Origin of the sequence: Listeria tempestatis (assembly GCF_963575625.1) — a bacterium.
Lineage (GTDB): Bacteria > Bacillota > Bacilli > Lactobacillales > Listeriaceae > Listeria > Listeria tempestatis.
The window spans coordinates 234,936-252,275 of record NZ_CAUYTK010000004.1 but is presented as its reverse complement, the minus strand read 5'-3'; the positions used below and the strand labels follow the sequence as shown (position 1 = coordinate 252,275).

At 36.5% G+C, this 17,340-nt stretch carries 17 protein-coding genes; 11 read left to right on the top strand and 6 right to left on the bottom strand.

Translation table 11 applies throughout. The annotated features are described in order from the left end of the window. Window positions 1-71 precede the first annotated feature (71 nt). The 4 genes from R8923_RS07905 to R8923_RS07890 all read right to left on the bottom strand — a co-directional run bounded on the left by R8923_RS07905 (window position 72) and on the right by R8923_RS07890 (window position 5,977). The gene (locus R8923_RS07905; RefSeq protein WP_485872226.1) at window positions 72-1,397 is read right to left on the bottom strand and encodes an APC family permease; all 1,326 of its coding nucleotides are present in this window, start codon (window positions 1,395-1,397) and stop codon (window positions 72-74) included. Window positions 1,398-1,483: 86 nt separating this feature from the next. Continuing rightward, window positions 1,484-2,449 carry an L-threonine 3-dehydrogenase gene (locus R8923_RS07900; RefSeq protein WP_485872225.1) on the bottom strand — a complete coding sequence of 322 codons (966 nt, stop codon included), beginning with the start codon at window positions 2,447-2,449 and terminating at the stop codon, window positions 1,484-1,486. Between the two features lie 143 nt (window positions 2,450-2,592). Next, window positions 2,593-3,783 (bottom strand): glycine C-acetyltransferase, encoded by a 1,191-nt coding sequence (locus R8923_RS07895; protein ID WP_485872224.1) that lies wholly within the window; start codon window positions 3,781-3,783, stop codon window positions 2,593-2,595. 85 nt (window positions 3,784-3,868) lie between these two features. After that, the gene (locus R8923_RS07890) at window positions 3,869-5,977 is read right to left on the bottom strand and encodes a BglG family transcription antiterminator (protein ID WP_485872223.1); all 2,109 of its coding nucleotides are present in this window, start codon (window positions 5,975-5,977) and stop codon (window positions 3,869-3,871) included. 423 nt (window positions 5,978-6,400) lie between these two features. Between R8923_RS07890 and ald the strand changes: the two genes are divergently transcribed. Both ald and tdcB read left to right on the top strand, forming a co-directional pair. After that, entirely contained in the window at window positions 6,401-7,510 is a 1,110-nt protein-coding gene (ald, locus tag R8923_RS07885; protein WP_485872222.1) for an alanine dehydrogenase, read from the top strand. Beyond that, entirely contained in the window at window positions 7,511-8,509 is a 999-nt protein-coding gene (gene tdcB, locus R8923_RS07880; protein ID WP_485872221.1) for a bifunctional threonine ammonia-lyase/L-serine ammonia-lyase TdcB, read from the top strand. It begins immediately after the preceding gene. Between the two features lie 39 nt (window positions 8,510-8,548). Here the strand turns inward: tdcB and R8923_RS07875 are convergent, their stop codons facing one another. Then, on the bottom strand, window positions 8,549-8,950 hold the full coding sequence (locus R8923_RS07875; RefSeq protein ID WP_485872220.1) for a VOC family protein: 402 nt from the start codon (window positions 8,948-8,950) through the stop codon (window positions 8,549-8,551). A gap of 57 nt (window positions 8,951-9,007) precedes the next feature. Continuing rightward, window positions 9,008-9,175, bottom strand: coding sequence for a hypothetical protein (locus tag R8923_RS07870; protein WP_485872219.1), 168 nt, complete (start codon window positions 9,173-9,175; stop codon window positions 9,008-9,010). A gap of 298 nt (window positions 9,176-9,473) precedes the next feature. Between R8923_RS07870 and licT the strand changes: the two genes are divergently transcribed. The 9 genes from licT (at window position 9,474) to R8923_RS07825 (ending at window position 17,319) form a co-directional block, all read left to right on the top strand. Beyond that, window positions 9,474-10,316: a BglG family transcription antiterminator LicT gene (licT, locus tag R8923_RS07865; RefSeq protein ID WP_485872218.1), complete on the top strand. Its 843-nt coding sequence runs from the start codon at window positions 9,474-9,476 to the stop codon at window positions 10,314-10,316. Window positions 10,317-11,222: 906 nt separating this feature from the next. Continuing rightward, the gene (locus tag R8923_RS07860; RefSeq protein ID WP_485872217.1) at window positions 11,223-11,945 is read left to right on the top strand and encodes a Crp/Fnr family transcriptional regulator; all 723 of its coding nucleotides are present in this window, start codon (window positions 11,223-11,225) and stop codon (window positions 11,943-11,945) included. Between the two features lie 200 nt (window positions 11,946-12,145). Continuing rightward, window positions 12,146-12,643, top strand: coding sequence for a DUF4352 domain-containing protein (locus R8923_RS07855; protein ID WP_485872216.1), 498 nt, complete (start codon window positions 12,146-12,148; stop codon window positions 12,641-12,643). 26 nt (window positions 12,644-12,669) lie between these two features. Continuing rightward, window positions 12,670-13,956, top strand: coding sequence for a nucleotide sugar dehydrogenase (locus R8923_RS07850; RefSeq protein WP_485872215.1), 1,287 nt, complete (start codon window positions 12,670-12,672; stop codon window positions 13,954-13,956). A gap of 15 nt (window positions 13,957-13,971) precedes the next feature. Beyond that, window positions 13,972-14,700 (top strand): YveK family protein, encoded by a 729-nt coding sequence (locus tag R8923_RS07845; RefSeq protein ID WP_485872214.1) that lies wholly within the window; start codon window positions 13,972-13,974, stop codon window positions 14,698-14,700. Between the two features lie 6 nt (window positions 14,701-14,706). Beyond that, on the top strand, window positions 14,707-15,384 hold the full coding sequence (locus R8923_RS07840) for a CpsD/CapB family tyrosine-protein kinase (protein ID WP_485872213.1): 678 nt from the start codon (window positions 14,707-14,709) through the stop codon (window positions 15,382-15,384). 14 nt (window positions 15,385-15,398) lie between these two features. Next, window positions 15,399-16,052, top strand: coding sequence for a sugar transferase (locus tag R8923_RS07835; RefSeq protein WP_485872212.1), 654 nt, complete (start codon window positions 15,399-15,401; stop codon window positions 16,050-16,052). A 23-nt stretch (window positions 16,053-16,075) separates the two neighbouring features. Further along, on the top strand, window positions 16,076-16,810 hold the full coding sequence (locus tag R8923_RS07830; RefSeq protein WP_485872211.1) for a WecB/TagA/CpsF family glycosyltransferase: 735 nt from the start codon (window positions 16,076-16,078) through the stop codon (window positions 16,808-16,810). Continuing rightward, on the top strand, window positions 16,810-17,319 hold the full coding sequence (locus R8923_RS07825; protein ID WP_485872210.1) for an acyltransferase: 510 nt from the start codon (window positions 16,810-16,812) through the stop codon (window positions 17,317-17,319). Before R8923_RS07830 ends, R8923_RS07825 begins: the two co-directional genes overlap by 1 nt. Window positions 17,320-17,340: the final 21 nt, after the last annotated feature.

Sequence of the window (17,340 nt, the reverse complement as noted above, 5' to 3'; positions counted from 1 at the left end):
CTATAACGATAATAATAAGGGCACTGAGGGTTACCCAAATAATCATAGACATTTTTACTCACTCCTAAAACTCAATCTTCACTCATGTGGCCCTTGCTTTTTTTGTAGAAGTAGATAGGTAGTCCAATTGCTGTTAGGAGTAGCCCAACACCCGCATTCACAGGTTGTGTGAATAAAGTATTGAGTACGATGAATAGTCCGCCGACTATCGCGATAATCGGGATGACAGGATAAAATGGTACTTTATAAGGACGTACCATGTCCGGTTCTCGTTTCCGCAAAATAAAGACAGCGACAAAAACAAGCGTATAGAAAATCCAAATAACAAAAATTAACATATCTGTTAATTGATTGAACTGTCCTGAGAAAATCATAATGATGGAAATGATTAAAACAACGATTCCGCTGTTATAAGGAACAGCAGTTTTACCTAATCTAGCAAACCAACCGCTGAATGGAAGTTGATTGCGGATAGCCATTGCGTAAGGGATACGAATACCAGTCATCGTATAGCCATTAATTGTGCCAAAAACGGAAATTAAAATCCCAATTGTAATCAGTTTTCCACCGATTGATCCGAAAATGATATTAGCTACGTCAGCCGCCGGAGTTGCAGTTGATGCTAAAGCTGCTGCTGGCATAACCATCAAGTAAGCAATGTTAATCAACAAGTATACAGCCATAACTACTGTTAAGCCTATAACAATTGCTTTTGGTAAATCTTTTTTTGGATTTTTCATTTCGCCAGCTATATTACCAACGTGAATCCAACCATCATAGGCAAACATTGTAGCGACTAAGCCAGAACCTAAACTTGTTAGGAAAGGATGGTCTTCAATACTCATTGGAAATAGTCTAAAAGCAACGTCACCTTGATGGAATAAACCAAAAATAATAATAAGTGCTAAAGGTAAGAGTTTACATACCGTTGTAATCGCTTGAAGTGAACCAGCTGCTTTAGCACCTAAAAAGTTCATAAACATAACAAACACAGCGGCAGCAATGGCAACAGGAATAATAATCGCGTCACTTGTGCCAAATAGGTTGGCTACTTGTGTTCCGAAAATAATAGAAAGAGCTGCAATATTTGCTGGGAAATAAATGACAGTTTGCGCCCAGCCGAGCATATAGGAGGCAAGTTTTCCATACGTTTTTCTTAGGTAAACAATCATACCTCCTGTTTCAGGAATTGCTGCGGACAATTCAGCGGCAGTTAAACCACCGCAAATGGTAATAACCCCGCCAAGAACCCAGGCAAGTAATCCTAGACCAGCTGTTCCTGTAGCAGAGAATACGGCTTCTGGTTTGAAAAATACACCAGAACCTATAACCGTACCGATAACGACAGTAAGAGCTGTGAAAAAGCCAATTTCTTTTTTTAATTTCTGATTCTCCATTTTTTTCTCCCTACTATTTGTGAGGTCATTTTTCGACCTCACAAATATTTTTTGTTATTCTAAAAAGTTGACTAGGACGGAATATCTCACTTTGTTACACTATCATTTTCTAGTTTTTCTGCAAGCTTTCTAAGCATATCATTTGTCATACGGTCTAAATCGAACACCGGATTAAAATCCCATTCATTTTTTGCACAACTCGCATCTAGCGAATCAGGCCAAGAATCAGCAATCTTTTGGCGGACAGGATCCACATCATAGTCCATTTTAAATTCAGGAATTACTTTGCGAATTGACGCAGCAATTTGCTCAGGTTCAAAGCTCATTGCGGTAATATTAAAAGCGTTACGATGAACAAGACGAGACGGATCAGCTTCAAGTAATTTTACAATCGCGTCAATCGCATCAGGCATGTACATCATATCCATATACGTACCTTGTTTAATAAACGAGGTATAGCTTTTTTTCTTAAGCGCTTCGTAATAAATATCGACCGCATAATCCGTGGTTCCACCACCTGGGAGGGTAGTATAGGAAATTAATCCAGGGAAACGAACGCCGCGAGTGTCGACACCGAACTTGGAGAAGTAGTAGTCGCAAAGTAATTCGCCGGCTACTTTTGTTACGCCGTACATGGTAGTCGGGCGTTGTAATGTGTCTTGTGGTGTATTCACAGCAGGCGTCCCAGGACCAAATGAGCCGATAGAGCTAGGTGTGAAGAATTTTAAATTTAATTCACGTGCCACTTCTAGCGCATTGACAAGGCCGCCCATGTTTAAATCCCAAGCAAGTTGCGGTTTTGCTTCTGCTACAGCAGATAAAAGCGCCGCCAAATGAATGAGCGTATCCACATTATGTTTTTTTGCAAGGGTAAGCATATTTTCTTGATTTGTAACATCTAAAATTTCAAAGATGCCTTCATTACAAACAGGACTATCAATGCGACGGATGTCCGTTGCAATAACATTTTCCTCGCCGTAGTCACGACGCAAACGCATTGTAAGTTCAGAACCAATTTGACCTAAGCAACCTGTAATTAGAATTTTTTTCATTATAAAAAACCTCCAGACAATATATTTTGAAAGCTAAATCCTTTTGATGGTATAATAAACAAGTTAATAATTTTTTATGGGCGGGACTAAGCGCATTTTGGACGATGTATTGCTTAGCCTCGCTCTTTTTATTTTAAGAAAAATTATGAAATGACGTTTAATTCCTTGCCAACTTTTTCATAAACTTTTAATACTTCATCTAGCATTTCTTTTGTGTGTGCGGCTGTCGGCATATTGCGAACGCGACCAGTACCTTTTGGAACGGTAGGGAAGACTATGGATTTTGCATAAACGCCTTCTTCCAGTAAACGACGAGAAAATTTCTGCGTTAAGTTTTCATCTCCGATAATGCAGGGCGTAATGGGCGTTTCAGAATGCCCGATGTCAAAGCCTAGGTCTTTTAAGCCAGCTTTTAAATATTTACCATTATCCCAAAGTTTTTCAATGGTTTCAGGCTCATTTTCCATAATGTTGATGGCTTCAATGCAGGCGGCAGCCGATGAAGGGGTAAGAGACGTCGAAAACAAGAATGGTCTTGCACGAACTTTGAGCCAGTCAATTAGTTTCTGCGAACCTGCAACGTATCCGCCTACAACCCCAATCGCTTTGGACAGTGTCCCGATTTGGAAATCAATTTTATCCGAAAGACCGAAATGTTTTACAGTTCCTGCACCGTTTCCCATCACACCAGAACCGTGAGCATCATCCACATAAGTGATTAAGCCGAATTCTTCAGCAATTTCAACGATTTCAGGAAGTTTTGCCACATCGCCGTCCATTGAGAATACTCCGTCGCAAATGTACATCACTTTCTCGTATTGACCACTTTCGGTTGCTTCTTTGGCAAGTTTGCGAAGGTGATCCATATCTTGATGGCGCGCGCGAATTACTTTAGCACCGGATAGACGGCAACCATCGATGATTGACGCATGATTGAGTTCATCTGAAATGATGGCATCTTTTTTGGTCATAACCGCAGAAATAGCCCCCATATTACAGTTGAAACCAGATTGAAAAGCAATAGCCGCTTCGGTATGTTTGAACTCTGCGATGCGCTTTTCAAGTTCGTCGTGAATCGTCATTGTACCGTTAATTGTACGGACAGCGCCAGCACCGACACCATATTCTTTTGTGGCTTCGATTGCTTTTTCCTTTAAGCGCGCATCATTTGAAAAGCCTAGATAGTTATTGGAAGATAAATTAATTAATTCCTTATCATGGATTTTCACTTTCGCGCCATTTGGTCCTTGAATGGAATCAATTTCATTGTATAAACCTTGTTCACGTAACGCAGCAAGCTGTGGTGTTAGAAAATCATTTAAAACTTTGGACATTTTCATGATTCCTCCTCAATGTTTTTTATATTAACATGCCTATTTGCCGAATAAATTGACACGTATAAACATGATAATGACAATTTTATAATGGAAAACCTAAATTTTCCGTTCGGTACGTATTTTTATGTTCTAAAAATTCTTCTAAATACGTTATGAATAAAGATGTGATTTTTTCCTCATCACCTGATTCCGCAAGCAAAATGGCGGCATCATCTTCTGTCAAAACAGTTAGCAAGTAAGTAGTAATTTCAAGTAGTTCAGCATTAAGTTCGTAAGGCAACATAAAAATCATCACAGTAGATATGGCAGACTTTAAGCCGTCCTCAATTTGAAAATCAAGCGAATGTTTTAGCGTGAAAACATGTGTTGATGCTGTTTTCACGTTATCATTTACAAGAAAGTAGGCAGAATTTGTACCACTTGAAATAATTTTTTGCTTCGCTTCAAGGGCACTCAATTTCTTAAAGATTTTTTCGGGTGAAAGGTCAGGTTCTTTGTCTGCAATAGACTGACTAAACAAGCGCAAGTTATCCTCTTTATTTCGCGTCATGTCACTACCTTGCTCGATATAGAGAGATTCCAAGAAGGAAATAATTAATCCATAAAACTGGTGCATATTTTTTAAGCTCATAAGTGTTTCTCTGAGCTTTTTTGAGTTATCCTGAAAATGAGGAAAGCCAATATAATCCCCTTTTATACTTACAATTTTTTCAAGTTTATGCTTGATTTCTTTTATTTCAGCATCTGAGATAAATATACTAATTAGTTCGTAATCAATATTAAAATCGGTTAAATCTGTTGTGGAAAGAATAATATCATATTTATGTAAATCCGTTTCCTTCACGAGTTCAAGCGGCGTGACAAACTTGATTTTTTGTAGTTTTGGAAGCCGCTTGCGAAATCTGGCACGTAGCCACGTACTTACACCGTTACTTCTGGAAGTGACGAATAAAGCACTGTAAGGTCGTAGGTTCTCAGATTGGATGATGGCCGCTTCAAAATGTAGTACGATGAAACCTGTTTCTTCTTCAGGTAGCTTTTTGAACGGGTAAAGTTCAGATGCAATTTGCTGTACGATATGAAATAAGTCACCAAACTCACTTTTAATCAAAGGTAAAAGCGGATTACTTAGCGGCATTTTTTTCTTTAAGCGGATGATCGAATATTGAATGTGTTCGGTTAAGCCTTTTAGAAGTGACATTTGTGAAAGAGGTAGCTCGGTCTCCTTGATTACACGGGAAATAAGTTTTTTTGCGATTCGGATGGCTTGCACTTTTTCATTGCGATAAAAAACATCTTCCCCGTGGCGAATTTCCACTTCAAGGATTTGCATGGTAAACTCTGTAATCTCCGCTTCTGGAATGGTTTCCTCAGGCAAGCAATCTTTTAAAATGCGCTCTGCGATATCATATTCCGGATAGTCATGCAAAAATATCGGATTATCACTTTTTTTCGAAATGATATTTCCTTTTGAAATTTGTTTCACTGTAATTAGAAGGTAGATGAGTAGTTCAACAAGTGAATCATTATCCACTTCATAAGAAAGCTTTTTCATCCAGCGTGTTAAGGTTCTGTCGGTTAGTTCAAGCAAGTTTAAGTCGATAAAGTGGCTCAAAAAATCATCATTATTTTGAGTGGGCACACCGTCTAATAAATCCACAAAATATTGATACAGTTTGAGTTTCGGGATGCTCATTAGCAAGAGTTCACGTAATAGTTCACGCTTTTCAATGACGGAAGCATCTAAACGAACGCCAATACCACGCCTGCGCTCGATACGAATTTTACCGTCCCATTCCTCTTCAATTTTTGTAAGATCACTACCAACTGTTGCCACAGTGACTGAAAGTTCATTGGCAAGCGCGATAAGTTTGACAGGCTCATTCGTCGTTAAAAGCACGCGCAAAATAAACTGCTGTCTTTCAAGCGGCGTGAATTCATTTCCGATTAAATCGAGCAAAGTAGATTGAATATGTTCGCGGTCACGAAACGAGCCGCCAACGGATAATTTACTACCTTTCCGAATAAGCGAAAGCCCGAAATTTTCAAGAGTTTGCTTGACTTCATCTAAATCACGACGCACCGTTCGCTCACTCACATCAAGATCGTTTGCAAGTTGCGAAATAGTAACATCACTTTTTTCAGGAAGTATTTTTTCTAAAATAATGCGAGATCTAGCAGACAGGTACATAAATTTTCTTCCTTTCGCAGAACTTCATTCGCAGTTTCTTTCAAAGGGTAAATAAATGTAACCCTATAAAGCGCTTTTGATTAAAGCAGAAATTTTATTTGCGCTTCTGGAGTAATTTACCTTACACCTTAATCCTATGACTCCGCTTACAGATAAGCAATATAAACAAATCTCTAATTTGTCCAGTTTTTTTCGCCTAAGCTTGGACAAAGTTTTATCAAACGTGAAAAATGAAGTTCAAAAAAATTTGAAACCCGTTCCAAGAGAATTGATTTCCGGATTGTTCATGTTTAAAAGTTTGTGATTTTATTATCAAAGTTGAATTGACAGCTTTTAAAACGGGGTGTTATTCTGTAGTCGCAAATGACGAAAACAAGTAATAGGCCTACGGTGTTTTCAAACTATCACAAAGGACGTGTCAAAATGATTATTTCAGTTGTAAAAGAAGTCAAAAAAGGTGAAGCCCGTGTTGGAATGACACCTGAAAATGCCAAAAAACTAGTTGAAAATGGTCAAATTGTTTTAGTAGAAAAAGACGCTGGTCTAGGTTCTGGTTTTTCTAACGAAGAGTATTCAAATGCCGGCGCCAAACTTGTAACAAAAGAAGAAGCATGGGCTGCGGAGCTTGTTGTGAAAGTGAAAGAGCCACAACCAGAAGAATATGCTTTCTTCAAAAAGAATCAAATTATTTGGGGTTTTCTTCATCTTGCGGCCTCAAAATCGTGTGTTGAAGCTATGATGCAAGCTGGCACAACAGCAATTGCTGGTGAAACCATTTTAGAAGATGGCATTTTGACGCTTCTCAAACCGATGAGTGCGATTGCCGGACGTCGTGCTATCTTCATGGGTGCCTACTATTTAGAAAAACAGCACGGCGGAGAGGGCATCTTGCTACCTGGTATCGACGGCATTAAAGCAGGCGAAGTGGTCATCTTAGGTGGCGGTAATGCAGCAGAAAATTCGGCAGACCTCGCAGTTGGCATGGGATGTAACGTGACCATTCTCGAACTAAACCCTGAGCGTATTCGCTATCTAGAAACACGTTACGACGGAAAATCAGTTCAAGTTTTCCCTTCCACAACAGAGAATTTAGAGATGACAATCAAAAAGGCCGATATATTTATCTCAACCATTTTAATTCCCGGGGCGAAACCGCCTAAAATTGTGAAAGAATACATGGTGAAAACAATGAAGCCTGGAAGTGTCATTGTTGATATTGCAATTGACCAAGGTGGCACAGTTGAAACGATTAATCAGTATACGACGCACGATAATCCAGTCTTTTTGAAACATAATGTCTTGCATTACGCAGTTCCAAATATGCCAGGTGCAACTCCTCGGACAGCGACGATGGCACTTGCAAAAGGAAACATTACCTATTTACTTGATATTGCGACAAAAGGTATCAAACTGGCAATGTCAGAAAGCGACTCACTTGTAACAGGAATTAACCTCTATCAAGGTGAAATTACTTTTGAAAGTTTAGGCGAAACACTTGATTTACCATTTAAAAGTGTAGAGAAGGTGCTTTAAATGAACATAAATCAGCATGTAAGCATTCAGGATATTCAAAAAGCAAAAGATACCCTACACAATAATGCCCGAGTAACACCGCTTGTAAAATCTTTCTATTTAACTAGCATAACAGGTGCGGACGCATATTTAAAGCTTGAAAACATGCAACTCACAGGTTCGTTCAAATTTCGCGGAGCGTTCAATAAAATCAACACGTTAACGAAAGAAGAACGCGAGCGGGGTGTAATCGCTTGCTCAGCCGGAAATCATGCGCAGGGAGTTGCACTCTCATCGAGACTCCAAAAGATTAAAAGCACAATCGTTATGCCAGAAACAGCTCCGCAAGCAAAAATTGATGCGACACGCGGTTACGGATCCGAAGTCATTTTATTTGGTGATACGTTCGATGATGCAAAAGCAAAATGCGAAGAGATTGTGAAGACAACCGGCCAAACTTTCCTTCATCCATACGATGATCCAGCCGTAATTGCAGGCCAAGGAACCATTGGACTTGAGATTTTAGATAATATGTGGAACGTTGATACGGTCATCGCACCAATTGGTGGAGGTGGACTTATTTCGGGTCTTGCGGTTGCACTAAAATCATTTAACCAAAATATCCGCATCATCGGTGTTCAAGCAGAAAATGTTCATGGTATGAAAGCTTCCTTTGACGCAGGAAAAATAACTTCCCATTATATGGCGCAAACGATGGCAGATGGCTGCGCCGTTAAAGTACCAGGAGAAATTACATTTGAAATTGTCCGCTCGCTTGTAGATGATATTGTGACAATTACAGAAGATGAACTTGAAAGTGCAATGAAAGATCTACTTCAACGAGGTAAAGCTGTTGTAGAAGGTGCTGGAGCGCTAAGTACGGCCGCACTCGTATCTGAAAAGACTAAACGCTATGTAGAAGGGAAAAAAGTGGTTTCATTAATTTCTGGTGGGAATGTGGACTTAAAAAGAATTTCTCAAATTTGTGAGCACTTTTATTCTGAAGAATATATACTTTGAAATTAAAAAGCATTCGAGTTAGCTCGAATGCTTTTTTAATTAGCCATTCATATTCATGTGAAAAAGTTCGAAAATATGACCATTTATATCATAAAAGCTTCGCGAATACATGCCATTTTCATCCATGATATATCCTTTTTTTGCCCCAGCATTAACAGCTTTCTCGTAAAGATCATCCACTTCAGCACGAGTTTCAAACGAAAGTGCATTGATGACAGCCGTTGTTTTTTTGTAGTCAGGGAGTTCTGAAGAAGGTAGGAACTGTTTGAAAAATGGCTCCACAAGTAACATAACAAAAGTAGTTTCATTGATAATCATGCAAGTTGCGTTTTCATCGGTAAAATCTGGGTTGAATTCAAACCCTAGCTCGGTGTAAAAAGCAATCGATTCATTTAAATCCTTTACAGGTAAATTAATAAAAGTCATTTTTACATTTGGCATCTTTTTTCCTCCTAAAAAAGCACTTAGCATACTGCTGAGCGCTCTAATTTTACCTACTCAATCTAGAATTCTCCGGTGGAATTGTTGTTTTTGTTCCGTGACTGGCTTATTATTCACATGAGTCTTTTCAGCAAACTGATAGTGGGAATTTTCTTTTGGCAAAGCATCACTCATTTTGGGTGCTTTCTTCGTTGTACGAACTGAATTTGTTTTAATATCTGCCATGTTAGAAATCCTCCTTTTTAAATGCTTTCTATGTTCATTTTCCCGATTTGCCTGTTTCAAAACGTTACTTTTTAAAGTATAATGGATTACAATGACAACAAAAATTAAAAAGACTTCATATAATGTTGACAAATTGAAAATAGGTATTGCAAACGTTTTCTTTATATACTATAATAAAACAAGAATTGTAGGATTGTTACTGTTTGGCAGGCAAAACCTAAATTAATTCGAAGACTATTGTTTTTTGTAGTTTTGGAATTAGTTTGGGTTTTTTCTTTTGAAAGGATGGTTAAGACAAATGGAGATCATAAAAATCTTAAACAATAATGTTGTCGTTGCCGAAGACGGAGAGGCCAGGGAAATTGTTGTTATGGGACGTGGATTAGCTTTTCAAAAGAAGGTCGGAGACAAAGTCGACGAAACAAAAATTGAAAAGACCTTTGTAATGGAATCACATGAGCTTTCCGAAAAGCTCTCTGAATTATTAAGCGAAATATCCGCCAAACATTTACGTGTTGCTGATGACATCGTGCAATATGCCAAGGAAAAACTAAGCGCCGAGCTTAGTGCGAACATTTATTTGACACTTACAGATCATATTAATTTTGCGCTTTCTCGCTACAAACAAGGGATTAACCTGAAAAATGCATTACTTTGGGAAATCAAACGTTTCTATCAACCTGAATACCAAGTTGGTTTAAAAGCACTTGGCATTATTCAAGAAGAGTTCGGTTATTTGCTTGATGAAGATGAAGCAGGCTTCATCGCACTGCATATTGTGAACGCACGCCAAGATGGCCAACAAATGACCACCACAGTTACAATGACGCAAATTGTTCAAGATATTTTAAACATCGTGACCTATCATTATGGAATGGTCTTAGATGAAACCTCGCTCAATTACACACGTTTTGTGACACATCTTCAATATTTTGCGCAAAGAATGCTGATGGATGAAGTTGTAGATTCTGGTGATGATTTTCTATTTGAACAAGTCCAAATTAAATATCCAGAAGCATTTAAATGTACTCAAAAAATCGACGCCTATTTAAAAAATACCCACCATGCTTCATTAACACGTGATGAACAAGTGTATTTAACCATTCATATTTACCGTGTTACAGAACGAAATTTACTTTAATTCATATGTAATGCATTACATATGAAGAACGAATATTTAAACACCATACTGCATTTAAATATTAGGGAAAAAAACAGATTAGTTTGTGTTCTAACGAAATAATCCATATGTTATCAAAAATTTTTTAGTTTGAAGATGCCTTTTTGAATTAGCTTTAATAACAGAAAAACTCCACCACAAAAGTATATACTGTACTGACCCCAAAAAGAGTGGGGTTTTTATTTTGTTTTTTTTCATAAAACGAATTGCAAAAAGTTACAAAATTAATTATTTTTTTGATTGCAATCTAATATCATATTAAGTGAGAGTAGCCTTCCTTCTTGTTTTTATACAATTATATGATTAAGAAACTAGACGATAGGATTATGGATATTTGTAACTAATTTATGAAATGAGAAATCTAGGGTGGTTTGAGATTGATTTAAAGCTAGGTAGGTTAACAAGAATCTCATTGTAAAATATAAATTTATTAATAATTTTATAAAAATACGTTTAAAATATAAACTTTTAAAAGATGAGAGGAAAATTATTAGGCATGGTTTTTAATTGTAAAATACATGCGTAAACGTTATTTTAAGCAACACTTTATAAATAAAAGAGGAGAAAATTGTAACAGAAAATACACAAAAAACAAGGATTAAACGACAAAAATAGCTTTTTTTCTAATTTCAAACTGATATGATATTAATGAATTAAGGATTGCTAAATATACTACTCAATTTTATTAAAGTATCAGTTAATTTTGAGTATATTTATTCAGGAAGGATTTGAGTTGTATTATTTTCAGTTGGTAGCTTTGTTTAGATAATAACATATAAATTAGAACACCTTCACTAATAAAAAATAGCATTGTTACTGAAAAAATACGAAAATTCTGAAAAGCGTTCTGGTTAGGAGGGTGAAAAAATGCTTACTGAGATTAAAGAACTGTACTCCAAAGATGCTGTAGAATCAAATTTTAATCAACAAAATTTGATGAAATTGCTCATTCAATCTCCACAAGTAAAACATGAATATCGAAAAATGAAGAAAAACCACGTAATTAATCCTATAAAGAGCAATGAAATCTACTTCTTAACTTCAGGGATTATAGTTTCTCAACATCAGGATTTCCCCATCAGTTTACAACAAACAAATGAGTTTATTGGGCTAGATACTATCATCTTGCAAGGGGATTACGTCGATAATTATCGGCCAATTATAGACTGTGAGGTAATTGTTTTTCAAAAGTCTGAAGTGCTACTCGAATTGTTAAGTCATCAAGAAGGTTGGCTTTTTCTGGCATTAGAGATGCAAAAGCAAAATAATGTTTTAACGAATCGATATTTGTTAATGAATGAAAATAGTTTCTCAAGGCTTTTGGCTACTTTTTTTGAACTTGCTTCAAAATTTGGCGTTAAACAAGATGATACTTATATTCTTCCAAAATACTTTAGCAAAAAATTCATTTCTGAATATGCAGGTTTAAGTCCGAGTTCTTTAAAGAAAATGGAAAGCCTGTTAAGAGAAGAAGGGATAGTAGATTTTGTAGATAAGATTTATATTGTCTACCTGGAAAAATATGCTAACTCTGAAAAAGCCATTTATAATCCAAAGGTTTTACAAAAGTGGCTAGAAAAAGGAGAATAAAATGCAATTTGGTAAGTCGATTTTTTTATTTAGTCATATGTTTTAATTAAGCTGTACAAGTTGGCTAATTGCAAAAAGATTGCCGGTTAAAAAATTCTATCAAAACTTTTGATGGACTCTACCAAGCATATAAATATTCAAGGAGAAAGTTTTATCTTCTATTAGAAAAGAAATTAGAATCGAAGGAGTTAATTGAAAACATGAAAAAAGTTTTACTAGCAGTTGTATCTAGCCTATGTGCTTTATCTTTAGTAGCTTGCAGTTCACCCACAAAAGAAGAAGGTGAGGCAACTAAAACACAAGAATCGGTTGGAAAGAATACTTCTGTAACCTATCCTGTGAAGACAGTTGATAATGTAGAAATGAAAATTGAAAGTATCGAGACAACAGAGAATGGCAAAGGCGATAAAAATGTTGTTCAAGTAAATATGAATTTTAAAAATGAAAATACGACGTCATGGGGTGTTGGCGGTAGTGAATTTATTATAAAAGATGGTGATAAAACTTATACGGTTATTCCAGAGGCAAATAATATTGGAACAGATATTGAAGCAAACAAACAGGTCAGTGGTGCATTGAATTTTGAACTGCCAAAAGATGTGAAATCAGGCGATTTATCCTATAAACCAGTTACTTTTGGCAAAGAAAAACCTAAAGTACTTGCAACTTGGGAAATTTCCATTCCAGACAACAAATGAGATTAAATCTATGAGGAGATGATCGTTTGAAAATCGCAGTAATCGGTCTTGGCTACATTGGTTTGCCTACAGCTATTATGTTTGCTAATCACGGACAAGTTGTGGTTGGAGTGGATGTGAAAAAAGAAACTGTTGATATGTTAAATGAAGGTCGTATTCATGTTGAAGAACCAGGACTTCAGAAAGAACTAGATGAGGCACTTTTATCTAAACGTTTTAAGGCTCAGTTAGATTTAGAGGCAGCAGACGCTTTCATTATTTCGGTGCCAACTCCGAACAAGGGTGATGAATATCTTTCTTGTGATTTAACCCATGTGAAAGATGCAGTAAATAGCATCTTGCCCCTTCTAGAAAAGGGGAATGTGGTTATTTTAGAATCCACAATTGCACCGCGTACAACTGAAGACGTTGTGAAGCCTATGATAGAAGGAGCTGGATTTGTAGTTGGAGAAGATGTATTTTTAGTTCACTGCCCAGAACGTGTGCTACCTGGAAAAATTATTCATGAGTTAGTATTTAACAATCGAATCATTGGTGGGCTTACGCCTGCTTGTGTTAAAGCGGGGAAAGAAGTTTACAATGTATTTGTTAAAGGCGAACTAATTGAAGCTACAGCAGGTGCCGCAGAGCTTTCAAAACTTATGGAAAATACGTATCGTGATGTAAATATTGCACTCGCTAATGAGCTTGCAAAAATTGGAGATGCACTTCAAATAGATGCTCTTGAAGTTATTCAAATGGCGAATAAACATCCGCGTGTTAATCTTCATTATCCGGGACCGGGCGTTGGAGGACACTGTTTGGCGGTAGATCCATATTTTATTGTAGCAGCAACACCTGAAAATACATCACTTATTCAAATGGCACGTGGAATTAATAATCAGATGCCACATTTTATTTTAGAAAAAGTTAAAGCGTTTATGAACTCAATTGGTGGTAGAAAAATAGCTGTTTGCGGTGTCACTTATAAAGGCAATGTGGATGACATTCGTGAAAGTCCAGCAATTGAGATTGTTAATTTATTAAAAAATAAAACCAATTTTGAAATGACTATTTTTGATCCACATGTACAGAAGCCTTGGGTTGAAACAAACTTTGAAAAAGCTGTTTTTGATGCCGATTTAATACTTGTTTTAGCTGATCATAATGAATTTAAAGAGATTACGGCAGAACAGCTTGGTGGAATGAAGCAAAAAAATATTTTTGATACAAAAAATATTATTTCAAGAATGGCTGAGGTAAAAATTTACAACATGGGAAGCTTATATGAGATGAAAAGGGATAATAAAAAGTTAGTTTCAATTGTTGAATAAAGTCAGGAGGAAACAATGGAAGACACTTTGAGCCTAAAACAACTATGGGATCTTTTGAAAAAAAACAAGTGGCAGATTTTTATTAGTACTTGCATATGTACACTTTTGATGACAGGCTACCTTTACTTTTTAGCTATCCCAGTTTATAAGAGCGAAACAGAAATATTAATCAATCAGGCAGTTCCAGAAAACTCGCTTGTAGAATCTAAAGACGTCCAAGCGAACCTACAACTTGTCAATACGTATGCTTCAATTATAACGAGTCCGCGCATTTTATCAGAGGTTTCTAAAAAAATGGACGGAGAATATTCGGAAAAAGAATTAGAAAAAATGATTACAGTTAATAGCACCGCAGAGTCACAGGTGATTCAAATTAACGTTGAGGGAGAAGATGCAAAAGATAACGTTAAAATTGCAAATGCAACAGTTAAAATTGTTAATAAAGAAATTCCAGAAATAATGAATATTGACAATACCTATATTTTGTCACCCGCTGTTTATGATTCAGATGCGCCTCCTATAAAACCCCATAAGAGCCTATTAATTGCTATTTCAGCAGCTGTTGGAATGATTATCGGCGTCATTATTATGTTTATCCGCAATCTCTTTGATCGTTCAATTAAATCAACTGAAGATGTAGAGGAAATTTTAGGGATTTCAGTTTTAACTGTTATTACTGAAATGAAGGATGAAGATTTACGAGGACGAAATAATACTAGAAGAAAACGCAATAGGAAAGGATGATGTCTAATGAGCAATAATCAAACAAACAGAAGAAAGTTGATTGTTGAAACAAATCCTAACTCACCAATTACAGAACAATTTAAAACGCTACGTACAGGTATTCATTTTTCTTCAGTGGACAAAGAATATAAATCGATTTTAGTGACCTCTCCGGAACCAGAAAGTGGAAAATCCACCATATCTGCAAACCTTGCCATTTGCTACGCGAAGCAAGGAAGTAAGACACTTTTAATCGATGCAGATATGCGGAAACCAACAGGACACAAAACGTTTAGAATTAGATTTAACATTGGTTTGTCAGATCTGCTTACAGATAACGCAATCCAGCCAGAAAATGTTTTTCATGAAACAGGAATCGAAAATTTAATGATCTTAACGAGCGGGACTATACCTGTGAATCCGAATGAATTATTGTCTTCTAAAAAAATGGGGCGACTATTAGCGAAATTAGCTAAGGAGTTTGATCAAATTATTATTGATACGCCACCACTTTTGGCTTCGTCTGACGCACTCGTTCTAACCCCCCATGTGGACGGTGCAATCATTGTTCTTCGTAGCGATAAGACAAATAAAGAACATGCAAAAATGGCAGTGCAACAGCTAAAAAATACGAAAGTTTCAATTATTGGATCGGTTTTAAATTATGTAAAGCACAACAAGAATACCTACTATTATTATAGTTAATGAAAGGAATCGAGATGGAGTCAATTAAAACAGTGGCAAAGCCCACTACAAAAACCACTATAAGATTTTATCCTATTATCAAGCGAGTTATTGATTTTCTTGGTGCGAGTTGCGGTCTGTTTCTGTTAACGCCACTCTTTATTTTATTATTTATTCTCATTAGACTAAGTGATTTAAAAGCACCAGTAATTTTTAAACAGGAACGTATTGGTAAAGATGGCAAACGATTTATGATGTATAAGTTTCGTACGATGATTCCAAATGCGGAAGAAAAATTGGCAGATTTACTTGAACAAAACGAAGTTGAAGGCGCAATGTTCAAAATAAAATATGATCCGCGAATTACTAAATTGGGAAAGTTTTTACGGAAAACGAGCATTGATGAATTACCACAATTAGCTAATGTGTTGAAAGGGGACATGTCTTTAGTTGGACCTCGTCCGCCACTTGAGCGAGAAGTTTTGAAGTATTCAAAAAAGGATTTGGGGCGTTTAGCAATTACACCGGGCTGTACGGGATTATGGCAGGTTAGTGGGCGAAGTGATGTTAGCTTTTCTGAAATGGTAAATTTGGATTTGCACTATATTCAGCATGTTAGCTTTTCGATGGACATGAAGATTTTACTGAAAACGGTATGCGTTATTTTTGTACCAAATAGTGCTTATTAATTTAAGAGGAGAAACAAAAACTTATGACTCGTATGTTTTTATTAGGCAGCTATGTGGATGCCCTAACAATGCAAGAAACTTTGATTAAAATTGAAGAAATAATTCGTGCGAAAAAACCAGTTCAGCATGTTGCAATTAACGCTAGCAAAATTAATTTAATGGCTAAAAATGAGGAACTTAGAAAGATTGTAAATGATTCGCCTCTTATTAATGCAGATGGGCAGTCAATTGTTTGGGCAGCAAACTTTTTAGATAAGCAAATACCTGAACGTGTGACAGGTATCGATTTATTTGAAAAATTAGTTGAGAAAAGTGCAGAAAAAGGATATCGAATTTTTTATTTTGGTGCTGCTGAAGAAGTCGTACAAAAAGTTGTGCGTATTCATAAAGAGAAGTTTCCAAGATTACAAATAGCGGGTTGTCGAAATGGTTACTTTGATAACTGTGAGTCAGAACAAATTGCGCTTGATATTCAAATGGCACAAGCAGATATTGTATTTGTTGCTTTTTCCAGTCCAAAAAAAGAATTTTGGATTCGAGAGCATTTGAACACTATGAATGCTTCTTTTGTGATGGGGGTAGGAGGAAGTTTTGATGTTATTTCAGGTTTAACAAAACGTTCACCTAAATGGATGCAGGAAATAGGGTTAGAATGGTTTTATCGATTTCTTCAGGAACCACGCCGCATGTTTAAACGTTATTTTGTAGGAAATCTAAGTTTTATGAAGAAAGTGCTAAAAGAAAGGCGGCGTAAGTAATGCTTGCAATTTTATTTTCATTGCTCAACAATCTTCCGATGCCTAATCGCTTTTTAACTGGACGTTTACTACGTAAATTAAAGAATCGAGTTGCAAAATCTCTTTTTGGAAGTTGCGCGGACAACAGTAACTTGCGACCCAATTTAAAACTACGTTATATGAAAAACATTCATATTGGGACGCGTTCATCAATTGGTGATTATTCGCGGATTATTGCTGCAGCACCAGTTCATATCGGTGATGATGTTTTAATGGCGCCAGAAGTAGTTATTTTGACGGAGACACATTGTATTGATGGGACAACAAAAATTTTAGACAGTGGAACAGAAAAAAAACCAGTTTTTATTGGCAATGATGTTTGGATTGGAACGCGTGTTACGATTTTAGCGGGTGCAGAAATTTCAGACGGGTGTGTTGTAGCAGCGGGTGCTGTTGTTCCAGCAAAAAAATATCCGCCGTATAGTATTATTGGCGGAGTCCCAGCAAAAGTAATTCGTGAAGTGAGATAAGAGGAGATAAACTATATTGAA